The organism is Paractinoplanes bogorensis, from assembly GCF_018829635.1.
Taxonomy (GTDB): domain Bacteria; phylum Actinomycetota; class Actinomycetes; order Mycobacteriales; family Micromonosporaceae; genus Actinoplanes; species Actinoplanes bogorensis.
This window is the reverse complement of record NZ_JAHKKG010000001.1, coordinates 660550-673126: the sequence shown is the minus strand read 5'-3', so window position 1 is coordinate 673126 and position 12577 is coordinate 660550. Positions and strand designations below refer to the sequence as shown.

The 12577-nt window shown below is 70.8% G+C and carries 12 protein-coding genes; 4 read left to right on the top strand and 8 right to left on the bottom strand.

Features of this window, described 5'->3' with window-relative positions; translation table 11 throughout:
• Positions 1–21: 21 nt before the first annotated feature.
• Positions 22–735 (top strand): cobalt-precorrin-6A reductase, encoded by a 714-nt coding sequence (locus tag KOI35_RS03265; protein ID WP_308120757.1) that lies wholly within the window; start codon positions 22–24, stop codon positions 733–735.
• A gap of 468 nt (positions 736–1203) precedes the next feature.
• Here KOI35_RS03265 and KOI35_RS03260 read toward each other — a convergent pair whose 3' ends face one another.
• The 3 genes from KOI35_RS03260 to KOI35_RS03250 are packed head-to-tail and all read right to left on the bottom strand — an operon-like array spanning position 1204 to position 3643.
• Positions 1204–1782, bottom strand: coding sequence for a hydrolase (locus KOI35_RS03260; protein ID WP_215784461.1), 579 nt, complete (start codon positions 1780–1782; stop codon positions 1204–1206).
• 11 nt (positions 1783–1793) lie between these two features.
• Entirely contained in the window at positions 1794–3209 is a 1416-nt protein-coding gene (locus KOI35_RS03255) for an MFS transporter (protein WP_308120756.1), read from the bottom strand.
• The gene (locus tag KOI35_RS03250) at positions 3206–3643 is read right to left on the bottom strand and encodes a MarR family winged helix-turn-helix transcriptional regulator (RefSeq protein WP_215784460.1); all 438 of its coding nucleotides are present in this window, start codon (positions 3641–3643) and stop codon (positions 3206–3208) included. The genes KOI35_RS03255 and KOI35_RS03250 overlap by 4 nt, the downstream gene beginning before the upstream one ends.
• A 94-nt stretch (positions 3644–3737) precedes the next feature.
• Between KOI35_RS03250 and KOI35_RS03245 the strand changes: the two genes are divergently transcribed.
• A complete protein-coding gene (locus KOI35_RS03245; RefSeq protein WP_215784459.1) occupies positions 3738–4406 on the top strand; it encodes a VOC family protein in 669 nt (222 codons plus the stop codon).
• Here KOI35_RS03245 and KOI35_RS03240 read toward each other — a convergent pair.
• Positions 4400–5791, bottom strand: coding sequence for a glucose-6-phosphate dehydrogenase (locus KOI35_RS03240; protein ID WP_215784458.1), 1392 nt, complete (start codon positions 5789–5791; stop codon positions 4400–4402). The genes KOI35_RS03245 and KOI35_RS03240 overlap by 7 nt on opposite strands.
• A gap of 30 nt (positions 5792–5821) precedes the next feature.
• Positions 5822–6781 (bottom strand): GlxA family transcriptional regulator, encoded by a 960-nt coding sequence (locus KOI35_RS03235; RefSeq protein ID WP_215784457.1) that lies wholly within the window; start codon positions 6779–6781, stop codon positions 5822–5824.
• Positions 6782–6874: 93 nt separating this feature from the next.
• On the opposite strand from KOI35_RS03235, the gene KOI35_RS48210 reads away from it, so the two are divergent.
• Positions 6875–7003 carry a hypothetical protein gene (locus tag KOI35_RS48210; RefSeq protein WP_281419967.1) on the top strand — a complete coding sequence of 43 codons (129 nt, stop codon included), beginning with the start codon at positions 6875–6877 and terminating at the stop codon, positions 7001–7003.
• Positions 7004–7028: 25 nt separating this feature from the next.
• Here KOI35_RS48210 and KOI35_RS03230 read toward each other — a convergent pair whose 3' ends face one another.
• A complete protein-coding gene (locus KOI35_RS03230; protein WP_215784456.1) occupies positions 7029–8720 on the bottom strand; it encodes an alpha/beta fold hydrolase in 1692 nt (563 codons plus the stop codon).
• A gap of 230 nt (positions 8721–8950) precedes the next feature.
• Here KOI35_RS03230 and KOI35_RS03225 point away from each other — a divergent pair, with 230 nt between their 5' ends.
• On the top strand, positions 8951–10162 hold the full coding sequence (locus KOI35_RS03225) for a hypothetical protein (RefSeq protein WP_215784455.1): 1212 nt from the start codon (positions 8951–8953) through the stop codon (positions 10160–10162).
• A gap of 161 nt (positions 10163–10323) precedes the next feature.
• Here KOI35_RS03225 and KOI35_RS03220 read toward each other — a convergent pair whose 3' ends face one another.
• Positions 10324–10773, bottom strand: a complete 450-nt coding sequence (locus KOI35_RS03220; RefSeq protein ID WP_215784454.1) for a YdeI/OmpD-associated family protein — start codon at positions 10771–10773, stop codon at positions 10324–10326.
• Positions 10774–10778: 5 nt separating this feature from the next.
• Positions 10779–12575 carry a penicillin acylase family protein gene (locus KOI35_RS03215; RefSeq protein ID WP_215784453.1) on the bottom strand — a complete coding sequence of 599 codons (1797 nt, stop codon included), beginning with the start codon at positions 12573–12575 and terminating at the stop codon, positions 10779–10781.
• Positions 12576–12577 lie beyond the last annotated feature (2 nt).

Below are 12577 nucleotides of genomic sequence, written 5' to 3'. Positions count from 1 at the left end.
TCGGGCCCGGCCGATCGACGGGTGCTGATTCTTGGCGGGACCAGCGAAGCGCGGGCGTTGGCGGGATCGCTTTCGCAGAGCGGCATCGCGGTGATCAGCTCGCTTGCCGGCCGGACGTCCACTCCCCTGCTGCCCGCCGGTGAGGTGCGGATCGGCGGGTTCGGGGGCGCTCCGGGGCTGGCCGCTTATCTGGAGGCCGAGCGCATCGACGTGCTGGTCGACGCGACGCACCCGTTCGCCGCGGTGATCAGTGACAACGCGGGTGCCGCAGCCGCCGTCACCGGGGTGCCGCTGATCGTGCTGCGTCGACCCGGATGGTCGGAGCAGGCCGGGGACGTCTGGCACCGCGTACGGGAACTGGGGGAAGCTGCCGCCCTGCTCCCCCGGCTCGGCCACCGCGTCTTTCTCACGACCGGGCGGCAGGGCATCGGCGAGTTCGCTTCGGTGGACGCCTGGTTCCTGGCGCGTTCGGTCGAGCCGCCGGAGCCGCCGATGCCCGCCCGGCTCGAGGTGGTGCTGGACCGGGGTCCGTTCACGCTCGAGGGCGAACGCCGGTTGCTGACCCGGCACCGGATCGACGTGCTGGTGACGAAGGACAGCGGCGGTCCGGACGCCAAACTGATCGCGGCCCGCGAGCGTCACATCCCGGTCATCATGGTGAATCGCCCGGCCACGGCACCGTCGGCCCGAACGGTCAGCACGGTCGCCGAGGCGGCCCGGTTGATCGCCCCCTGACGATTCAGCCCCGGCGTCAGCCCGCGGAGGCTGATCCCCCGGCAACGCCGAGTTTCGTGCGGAGCCCGCGCATGATCGACCTCGCGAAACCACCGACCGCTCGCGCCGACGAGGCGTCCCGCCCGTGGTCACCCGCACCGTCGTCGCCCATCGCTTTGAGCGCGGCCGCACTCCGACGGCGACAGCAGTGGTAGGCCGGGTCACGCAGCAGACGACTGGCCTGCGATCTCGGGGTGGAACCCGGCCGCCGACGTCCCCGAATCAAAACAGCTCGCGAACTCGCCGACCAAGACCGGCCGAGCTTGCGACCGGTAAACGGCGGAACGCGGCCTTCCCCGCTGTAACGCGTGGCCGCGCGGTGGAGATCCCGGGTCCCGTCGGCTACAGCTTCGACGACGCCGGACCAGCCGCGGTCGGCGTGATCGTGGCCGGCAGAGGGCGACGACGCGACCGTCCGGCGGGCCGGCGTCAGCGTTGTTTCAGCAGAGCGAGGATGTCAGCCGTGGAGCCGGTCTCGGCCAGGCGGGGGAAGATGTGGTCGATGCTGTTGTGATGCGCGGCCTCGACGCGGTCGGAGACGGCGTCGGTGGCGATAGTGACGTGGTAGCCGTGTTCGTGGGCGGCTCGGGCCGTTGACTCGACGCCGATGCTGGTGGCAACGCCGGTGAGCACGATCTGGGTGATGCCGCGGCGGCGTAGTTGCAGGTCCAGGTCGGTGCCGTAGAAGGCGCCCCAATTGCGCTTGGTCACCACGATGTCGTCGGTTCCACGGATCTCGGGGACGGGGGCGTCCCAGCCGTCGGGGCGGGGTGCGGACGGGCGCGGGCCGGTGTCGGTGCGGCCGGGCACCGAGTCGGTGCCGTCGGGGTGGCCGGAGACTCGGACCAGGATCACCGGCAGGCCGTGAATGCGGAAGGCGTCGGCCAGAGTGGCGGTGCGGGCGACCACTTCGGCTACGGAGATCGGTGTGGCCGGGGTCGCGAGGATGCCTTGCTGCAGGTCGATCACGACCAGCGCGGTGCGCGGATCGAGCGTGGTGACGGGCATGGCGGAGCCTTTCAGACGCGGGCGGACGGGGCCGGGGACGTGCCGCGGCCCAGGCCGGACAGGGAGCGGTCGGCGGCGACCATGATGATCAGCAAGGCCGCTACGACGATCAGGAAGCCGGCTAACGAGTGCAGGCCCGCGGTGTCGGCGCCGTGGGCGAAGAAGACTCCGGTGGCGGCCGACGAGACCATGGCGCCCAGGTAGGAGAACGTGCGGAGCAGGCCGGCCGAGGCGCCGATCCGGGCGGGGTCGGCCTGGTAGTAGAGGGCGTTCTGGTTGGCCAGCGAGTTCAGGCCCTGGGGCAGGCTGCACACGGCCGATATCAGGACCAGCAGCCACACGGGACTGCCGGCGTTCAGGACGAGCATCAGCACGCTGACGACCAGTTGGGCGGTCGCGCCGACCAGCAGCTTGGCCCGGAAACCGGGGCGGCGGCCGCTGACCGTGGAGACGCCGATGGCCAGCAGCGACATGGGTAGGAGGAGCAGGCCGGCGTGGGTGGCGTTCAGGCCGCGGCCGGCTTCGAGCCATTGGGTGAAGCCGTAGAGGTACGCGTAGGCGGCGGTCTGGGCCAGCAGGGCGCGACCGTACGTGGCGATCAGCGGCGCGTTGCCACCGAAGACGCGCAGGTCGAGGAACGGCTCGGTGATACGCAGCTCGCGCCAGCCGAAGGCGGCCCCGCAGGCGACGGTGACGGCGAGGAGCCAGAGCTCGCCGATCGAGGGGCTCATCAGGAACAGCATCAGCGCGGTCAGCATGCCCGCGAACAGGCCGATGCCGAGGTGGTCGAGCGGCTCACGCGTCGCGGGGCGGGCCGGGCGTGGGAGTCGTACGAGGGCAAGAATGATGCATGCGACGGCCAGCGGAATGTTCACGGCGAAGATCGCGCGCCAGCCGGCCACGCCGATGAGCAGGCCGCCCAGGCTGGGTCCGATCACGACGATTGTCTGGGCCGAGACCGAGAGCGTGGTCAGGACGCCGCGCGGGCTGTCCAGGCCGGTGCGCTCGGATTCGCGGCGGATCAGGTACATGGCGGCGGGGAAACCGGCGCAGGTGCCCAGGCCCAGCAGGACGCGGGAGACGACGAGCACGCCCAGCGTGGGTGCGAGCAGGCCGATGATGCCGGCGATGCCGACCAGTGCGCTTCCGGCCAGGTAGAGGGCGCGGGGGCCGTAGCGGTCGACGAGTTTGCCGACCACGGGCTGGCCGGTGGCCGTGGCCAGGTAGAGCCCGGAGACGAGCCACGCGGTGGCGGCCGGCTGGGCGTGCAGCGCGACCCCGATCGGCACCAGCGCGACCGCGATCATCGACGAGTTGACCGGGTTGAGGATCGAGCCCAGGACCATCGGCGCGATCAGCTTGCGATCGAAACGCGAGCCGGCCGAAGCGGAGACGCCGGCGGACCGCGAAGCAGCCGGACCGGTCACCGGTTGGCCAGCCGGTCGAGCAGGGCCATCGCCTCGATCAGGGTCTGGCGCTCGGCCTCGGTGAAGTCGTCGGTGAGCTGCCGGGCCAGCCACTCCTCGCGGCTGCGGCGCGACACGGCGATCTTCTCCCGGCCCGATTCAGTGAGCGAGACGAGCTGGCGGCGCCCGTCGGTCGGGTCAGGCTGCTTGGTGATCAGGTCATCGGAGCCCAGCGCGGCCAGCGTCGCCGCCATCGACTGGGGGCGCACCTGCTCGGCCGCGGCCAGGTCGCTCATCGAGGCCGGTCCGCCCTTGTCGAGCCGGCTCAGCACCGACGTCTGCGAAGGGGTGAGGTCGCCGAGCGCCGCCACCTCACGCAGCCGGCGCCGCACGCGACTGAACACCACGCGCAGGTCGGTGGCGGCGCGGGCCGCACTCTCCGGAATGTCGTTCACCAGGCTAACGGTAATTCCTTCAGGTAAAACTGACCAGTCTTACCTGAACAATTAATCGGATGCGATCGACCGCACCACGTCGTAGAAAGCGAAGATGACTGCTCGCCTCACCGCGATCTGCTTCGCCGCCCAGGACCCCGAGCGGCTGGCCGCCTTCTGGTCGGCCCTGCTGGGCTGGAACCGGGACGGCCACCGCCTCGTGTCGCCGGATGACGACCGCGCGATCCCGATCCGGTTCTTCCCGGTCGACGTACCGAAGCCGGGCCTCAACCTCGCCCACTTCAACCTGACCAGCCAGTCTCTGGACGACCAGCAACGCATGGTGGCGCACGCCCTCGAGCTGGGCGGCCGCCGTTTCGACGTCGGGCAGAAGGGCGACGAGGGCCATATCGTGCTGGCCGACCCCGAGGACAACGAGTTCTGTGTGATCGAGCCGGGCAACAACTTCCTGGCCGGCACCGGCGCCGTGGGCGATCTGGCCGGCGACGGCCCTCCGGAGGTCGGCTATTTCTGGAGCGCCGCGCTGGGCTGGCCGCTGGTCTGGGACCAGGACGAGGAGACGGCGATCCAGTCACCCCGGGGCGGCACGAAGATCACGTGGGGCGGGCCGCCCTACAGCCCGCGGATCGGGCCGGACCGCGTCCGATTCGAGATCGAGGCCGACGAGAAGACCGTGGCTGAGTTGCTGGCGCTCGGCGCCACCCGCACCGCCGACGGCCTGGCCGACCCCGACGGCAACGCCGTCTTCCTGAGGACTCACTGACCGAGCAGCCACCGGTGCGGCGCCGCCACCTTGCGCGCCGCCGCTGGGCCCCACGACCCCTGGGCGTACGGGGAAGGCTTTGGCTTGGAAGTCAGCAACGGCTCCACGGTCTTCCACGTCGCGCTCAACCCGTCGGGCCGGGTGAACAGCGACCGGTCCCCCAGCAGCACGTCGTGGATCAGGCGCGAGTACGGCGGCAGCGGCTCCCCGTCCGGCAGGGTGTCGAGCGGCAACCGCACCGACCCGGGCTCCACCTCGAGCGCTACCCCGGGCTTCTTCACCAGCAGCGAAAGGTCGATGGTGCCGTCGCCGGCCAGGTCGAACGACAGCACGTTGCCCTGCGCGGGCAGTCCGGCCAGCGGCTTCGCGGGCGTCTTGAGCACCAGGCTGACCACCTGCCGGCTGGCGGAAAGCCGTTTTCCCGTACGGAGCAGGAACGGCACCCCTTTCCACCGCGGGTTGTCGATCCACAGCTTGGCGGCCACGTACGTGTCGGTGTCCGATCCCCGCCGTACCCCCTTGATCGACTTGTAGCCGGTGTGCTGCCCGAGCACCACCTCGGCCGGGTCGAGCGGGCGGAACGACCGGATCACCCGTTCGCGCGCGGCCTGCAGGCCGGCCGCGTCCAAGCTGGCCGGCGGCTCCATGGCGACCTCGGCCGCGACCTGGAACAGGTGTGTCACCAGCATGTCGAGCACGGCGCCGGTCGCGTCGTAGAACTCGGCCCGCTGCTCGACGCCCAGGGTCTCGGGCACGTCGATCTGCACGCTCTCGATGTGCTCGCGGCTCCACATCGCGCTCAGTGCCTGGTTGGCGAACCGGGCCAAGTGCAGGTTCTGGGTCGCCTCCTTGCCGAGGAAGTGGTCGATCCGATAGACCTGCTCCTCGTCGAGCACGCGGTGCACGAGCCGGTTGAGCGCGCGGAACGACGACGGCGACGTGCCGAACGGCTTCTCGAACACGACCCGCGACCCTTTCGCGAGGCCGTGCTCCCCCAGCGCCTTGGTCGTCTCTTCGAACGCGACCGGCGGGATGGCCAGATAGTGCACGAGCTGCGAGTTCCGCGTGCGGGCCTCGGAAATCACGTCGAGCAGGCTGCCCGGGTCATCCGAGTTGAACCCGCCCCCGGCGAACCGCAACCGGGACGCGAACTCCTTCCACGGCCCCTTCGACGGTTTCGGGCCGAATTCTTCGAGCGCTTCCCGTACGTGTCCACGAAAGTTCTCGTGCGACACGTCCCCGCGGCCGTTGCCGATCAGCACCCAGTCCTCGGGGAGCAGACCCTCGATGGCCAGTGTGTAGAAGGCCGGCAGCACCATTCGCCGGGCCAGGTCACCGGTCGCCCCGAAGAGCACGAACACCGTGGGGCCGGGAGTTTTCGCCATGACCTCGATCGTGCCCCACCGAGGGCGGCCCTACACCGGCTGTGACGATCGGAACGTCCCCCGGTAGGCCTGCGGAGTGGTGGCCAGGCGCTGGGCGAAGTGGTGCCGCAGGGTCGCCGCGCTGCCGAACCCGACCCGGGCCGCGATCGTGTCGACGCCGAGGTCGGACTCCTCGAGCAGGTTGCGGGCGAGCAGCATGCGCTGGCTGATCAGCCAATCGTGCGGGGTGGCGCCGGTCTCGTCGCGGAACTTGCGGGCGAACGTCCGCGGGGCCATGTGGGCCAGCTCGGCCATGGAGTCGACGGTGTGCGGCTGGTCGAGGACGGCGAGCACGGCGGTGAGCACAGGCTGCAGGGTCGCGCACTCGATCGCCTGGAGCGGGGTCTCGATGTATTGCGCCTGGCCGCCCTCGCGGTGCGGCGGCACGACCATCCGCCGGGCCAGCATCGTGGCGACGGCGGTGCTGTGCTCCTGGCGGATCAGGTGCAGCCCGGCGTCGATGCTGGCGGCCGTGCCGGCGCTGGTGAGGATGCGGTCGTCCTGCACGTAGAGCACGTCGGGGTCGACGATCGCGGCCGGGTAGCGCTGGGCCAGGCGGGCCGCATGCAGCCAGTGGGTGGTGCAGCGGCGCCCGTCGAGCAGGCCGGCCGCACCCAGCGCGAACGCCCCGGTGCACACGCTCATCACCCAGGCACCGCGCTCGTGGGCCCGGCGCAGCGCGTCGAGGACTTCAGAAGGAGGCTCGAACTCGACGCTGTCGAACGGGGCGACGACGACCAGGTCGGCGTCGTCGGTGCGGGACAGGTCATGGCGTACGGAAATGTCGAAACCGGCCCGGCTCGGCACCGGACCGCCGTCGAGCGAGCAGACGGCGAAGTCGTAGGCCGGGAGCCCCTCGGCCGTGCGGTCGTAGCCGAACAGCTCGCACAGCACGCCGAGCTCGAAAACGGCGACCGGCGGGAGGGCGATCACGGCGACATTGCGCAGCATGTGACGGAGCATACGGCCGTTTGGCAGGATTTTGAAGGTGCATGGCATCACTGCCACTGTCGACCATGGGCGAGCGCGACGAGACTCTCTGTCATGACCTTCGTTATCGCGCTCTTCTTCGTCCTGATCCTCGCCGCCGCCATCACCGGTCACACCGCCGACACGCGTGACAGCGCCGACTGGAAGCCTTCCGACGAGGGCTTCCGTCACATCGTTCAATAGCGACGGAAGCCCCGTACGGAATCAATCAGCCGGCCGGAATCAGAATCGAGTTGGGCTTCGGCGTCGCGACGGGCGGCAGCCGCTTGGCGGTGGCGGCCTTGAGCGACGACGGAGCCGCGGGCAGCGCCTCGGTGAACGGCTGCGGCGCGTCGGTGCAGGTCTTACCGTCCTGCGGAGCCGTGCCGGTCAGCAGATAGTTGTCGATCGTGGTGGTCGAGCAGACGCTGGTCCCGTACGCGGTGTGACCCCAGTTGTTGCTGGACAGCAGGCTCGCGTTCGGAGCCAGCGCGCGGGACGAGACCGCCCCGGCATAGTTGGTCGCCGGGTCCCAGAAGCTGCCGACGATCAGGAACTTGCTGCTCGTACGGTTGGTGAACGGCCCGGTGTACGCGATCGGGTCGCGCACGGTCCAGGTCTTGTTCGCGCACTGACTGTCGATCCAGCCCCACGAGCGTCCGAAGTAGGGCGCCTGGCTGTCACGGCGGTCCACGGCGGCCGGCCACGACGACGCGTTCGCCGGGTGGTAGCCGTCGGTGCAGATCACCGTGCTGCCCGCGTCGAGGCCGTTCTCGTACGGGAAGTCGTAGGCCCGGGACGCCTTGGCCGCGTTGACCCGCTGGAGCAGCGGAGCAGTCGTGCCGCCCTCTTGCGCCGTGGCGACCTCGTCGGCCAACTGGGTCACTCCGGCCCCGGCGTCGGGGCTGTAGAGCGAGCCCAGGACGGCGCCGATGAAGACCGCGTAGGTCACCTGGATCGTGCCGCCGGCACCGTCCGGGAACTCGACCGGATCGGTCTTGAGCCGCTGCGCGACCTGGTCGAAGTGCTTGACCGGGTCACCCTCGGCGAACACGCACTTGGTCTCGCCCGCCTTGTCGCAGCGCTTCAGGATCTCGATCAGGGCCTTGTGGGCGCCGTCGGACGAACGCAGACGCTGGTCGAGGATCTGGCGGCTGTTGCCGACCCACGACTGCGGGTCGAGCACGCCGTCGACGACCAGGGCCCGGAAGCGGTCGGGGAACATGTTGGCGTAGTACTGCCCGAGTGCACTGCCGTAGCTGAAGCCGAGGTAGCTGAGCTTCTTGTCGCCCACGGCCCGGCGGACGACGTCCATGTCACGGGCGACCTCGGCCGTGGACGAGTGCGCGGTCAGCGGACGGCCGGTGGTCGAGCAGGCCTGGCCCAGCTTCTTGGAGCCGGCCACGTAGTTGCGTTCCTCGGCCGCAGTGACCGGGAACGGCACGTTCATCAGGTTGAGCACCTCGGTCTGCGCCTTGACCGACGGGAAGCACCGGACCTGTTCGCTGGCGCCGATGCCGCGCGGGTCGACGCCGACGACGTCGAAGCGCTCGAGCAGCGAGTCACTCAGGAAGTAGGGCGCGGCCAGCGCGAGCTGGGTGGCCGAGCCACCCGGGCCACCCGGGTTGACGAACAGGCTGCCGATGCGCTTGGCCTGATTCTTGGCCTTGACCCGGAGCACGGCGATCTCGGTGGTCTTGCCCTTGGGCTTGCGATAGTCGAGCGGCAGTTGGACGGTGGCACACTCGGCGATGTCGTAACACTTGTACCAGTCGAGCTTCGGCGTAGGCACAGCGTCGACGAGCCGAGCTTCCGAGTTGGCGCCCCCGGCGGAAGCGGGACTGGCGCCGACCAGAGCGGCGCCGGCCGCGACAACGCCGGCGAGTGCCGCGGTCAGTAGTCGGTGCGTCTTCAGTGGCATACGGACGACCCTTCTGACGGTGGGACCGCGGCTGCGGTGCCGCGGACCCCCGGCATTGTAGATAGTCGATGCACGCACAGTGATCTTGCTCGATGCGCATAAAAACGGAGATGCCGGGCGAGAACCCCGGCGCCGGTGACGCATGGTGATTGGGACTCGATTTAGCAGAGCATGCGCAGTAGCCGAGAGGGGGGTGTAATTGGCACACGGCCATTTGGCACAGTGGACGGATGCTCACCGATGTCGACCTGCCCGCCCCCGGACTGCTCTGGACCCGCTGGGCGACGCTGTCCGCCGCACTGAGCGGCATCGGCTACGCGGACATCTGGTATGTCGACGAGCGCGGCGCCCACCGCGACGACCACGGCGGCAGCTGGGCCCGCCTGGCCCTGATCGACGGCGCCCGGGCGGTCCTGTTCGGCTACGACCGCGACCACAGCGCCACGGCCGACGCCGACCCGCCGATCGACCTGCTCACCGGCGCCCCCGAGTGGCTGCCCTGGACCGACCTGACCGCGCTGGCCGAGGCCGACCGGCTCGGTTTCGTGGTGTGGCACGCCGAGGGCCGCTGGTCGCGGGTCCGCTATCGCGACGGGCTGAGCGACGGCCTGGTGCAGACCGTCGGTCCCGTACTGAGCACCGAGAACGCGTTGCAGGAACTCAGCGAGATCGTCACCGAGTGGGGCCAGCACGAGCTGTCGACACCGGCCGAACGCGACGAGGTGCGGACGGCGAGCGAAGACCTGGTCACCGCGGCCGTCCGGGGCGAGGTCGGCGGCGCGGCGTTCGAACGGCTGCTGGGCCGGCTCACCGAGCCCGCGCTCGATCTGCGGGCGGCGCTGTTCGCGGCGGGCCGGGGCGGCATCACGTCGGGCACCCGGCCGCCGCGCATCCCGGCCGGGGAACGCCCGCCGATGCGCCGGGTCCGCCGGCTCAGCCAGGGCGAGCACGACCGCCTGGTGTGGGCCGCGATGCACGACGCGGGCGAGCTCAGCCGGCCCGAGCCGCCGGACACGGCCGAGCTCGAGTCGCTGGCCGCCTGGATGCGCGACCGGGCGCCCGGGCACGACGGCCGCTGCACGGTGCTGGCCTACGCCGACGCCACCAGCCTGAGCGTGCAGGCCGGCCCGCACCCGCCCGCCGACCGGCCCGGCGAGACCAGCTTCGGCGCCTTCCGCGAGGTCAGCGAGCTGCTGCGCGGGCTGCGGCGGGCCGAGTCGGACCCCCGCTACGGGCGCTGGCTGTTCCTGCGCGTGCAGACCACCGCGACCAGCGTCCTGATCGAGCGGCGCTACGACTCGTGGCCGAAGTGGTGGGCCGACGACGGCGTCTCGGGCCCGTGGCGCACCAACCTGCTCGACGAGATGAGCGGCCGGGCCACGCCGTGGCAGCCGCCCTGGATGCGGCTGCTCGACCCGGAGGTGGCGTACCGGCCGGTCTAGGGTGCGTCGGGCGGATCACGCGGGTCTGCGGTGCGGTCCAGGTGGTGGCTGACGTCGGCCGCAGGGCGGTCGCATCCCGGTGTTGGATTCGGCCGTCCTGCGGACGCCGTCAGGCGCCGCCTGGGCCTCGGCGCGGGCCCTCGTGATCCGCCAGACGGACCCTAGCGCGCTTTGCCGGAGGCCAGGGTCGCGACCGACTTGGCGACCCGGCGGGCCCGGGTCTCGGCCGTCTTGGCCGCGGTCAGCTGGTCGACGTGGTAGCGCTGGTTCGAGAACGAGAGCGTGGCCCAGAAGTCGCGGGCCGCGGGCTCGGCGTCGAGCGCGGCCTGCAGGTCGTCCGGCACCTCGATCTCGCGCTTGGCCGTGTCGAGTTCGACCACCACGTCGTACGTCTCACCGCCGGTCAGACCGCCCTCGGCGCGGCGCTCGGAGCTGACACCGAGCCAGTAGCTGCCGCCCATCTTGGCGATCGACGACCGGAACGTGTAGCCGTTGACGAGCACGGTGACCTTGGGCCGGCCGCCCCCGCCGAGCCCGGTGACGATCTCGTCGGCCACCTGGAAGCCGGTGGTCGTGTTCCCCGTACGCTGCAGCTCCGCGCGAAACTCCATGAGACTCAGCCTAGATCTTCCTCGACCAGCGCGGACCAGTCTGTGACCAGCGGGATCAGCTCGCCCGCGGCCCACAGCGGCAACTGGTCGGCGAAGTGCGGCGAACCGGGATCACCGGACGCCCCGAACGGCACGATCCAGCGGCTGCGCTGCCGGTCGGCGATGTCCCAGACGTAGCGGGCCACCGGGCCTTTCGAGCACAGGTCGGTCACGCCCGGGATGCTGGAGAGGCAGAGCACCGAGTCGCGTTCGCCGCCGAGTTCGGTGCGCGGGATGGTGGCGTCCGACCCCGGGAGGCGTACGGGATCAAGCAGGTGCCTCTCACCCCACGGACCGGACTCGATCGTCGCCGGATCGACCACCTCTTCGGCGGTCAGCCCGAGCCCGGCCAGCACCCCGTCGAGCGTCGTGCCGATCCGCGCGCGAGGTTCGGTCCAGCCGTCGAACAGCGGGTCGAACCCGGTCGGCTCGAGCAGCGGCTTCAGCGCCGGCTGCTCGGCCAGCCGCCGCGCGATCTCGCTGCGCCAGGCCGCGAGCCGACCGGCTTCGACGCTGTCGGCGGGCATCGGCGTGTCCATGTGGATGCGCGGGGAAGGAACCCCGTCGTCGATCAGCCGACGGATCCGGTGAGCCCGTTTCTTCGAGGCAAAGGCGTTCCCGTACGCCTCGGTGTCCGGCCGGCGGTCGTTGGCGTTGACCGCGGTGCCGGTCACCTCGACCCGGGTCATCGGCACATGACCGGGCTCCCAGGCATAGGCCGGATCCCACGCCGGCACCGGAACGCGCCCGTTCCGCTTGTCGCGCACCGGAACCCGGCCGACGGTGAGCTGCAGGACACGCCCGCTGGTGTCGGCGGTGAGGATGCTGTTGACCGGCTCGACCCAGCGCTCGAGGGCGGCGGCGACATCGTCCACGGTGGACGCGTGCAGCAGCGGCAGCAACGCGTCGAAGCCGAGATCGAAGTCGACCCGGGCGGGCGTGCGCAGACTCAGTGAACCTTCGACGAGGGGCCCGCGGGCCGTCTCGGTGATCTCGACCAGTTCACTGCCTCCCCCTCGTACGGGAATGGTCTCGGTGTGGATCTTGACTGGTTCCCACCCCCGCGGACCGCGCGCCTCGGCACCGCGCACCTCTTCGATGAACAGATCCTGGTAGTCGGCCATCGCGTTGGTGACGGCCCAGGCGACACCGCCGGCGTGCCCGAAATGCTGCACGCCCGGGACGCCGGCGAAGGTCAGGCCGGCCACGTCGAACTCCGGGCACGACAGCCGGATCTGCTGGTAGACGCCCGGCAGCTCGATCAGCCGATGCGGGTCGCCGGCGATCTCGCCCGGAATCGACCAGGCGTTGCTGCCCGAACTCGCGGCCGACTCGGCCCGGAACCAGCCGACCGCCTGCGGGCCGAGGGTGCGTTCGACGTGCGCGTTCCACAGCTTGCTGCCGAAGCTGGCGAACATGATGTGCCGGGCCAGGAACACGCCGAGCGACGACCACGGATGCCAGGCGATGCCGCCGGCGCGAACCCCTTCCGCGTACGCCCGCAGCCACTCCCGCGTCCTGGGTTCGAGCTTGGCGAAACAGCGGCGCGCGGTGTCGTCGATCCGGGCGCGGCGGGCGAACCGGTCCCACCCGAGCCCCTCCGGTCCGATCAGCTCGGACAGCAGGCCCTCGGAGCGGCGGCGCTCGATCTCGATCTGCTCACCCCGATCGGCGGCGGTGATCCGCCCCTGGAGAAAGGCCAGCTCATCCACCGAGTCGGCCCGCAGATGCGGAACCCCGTACCCGTCCCGAAAAACCCGCATCC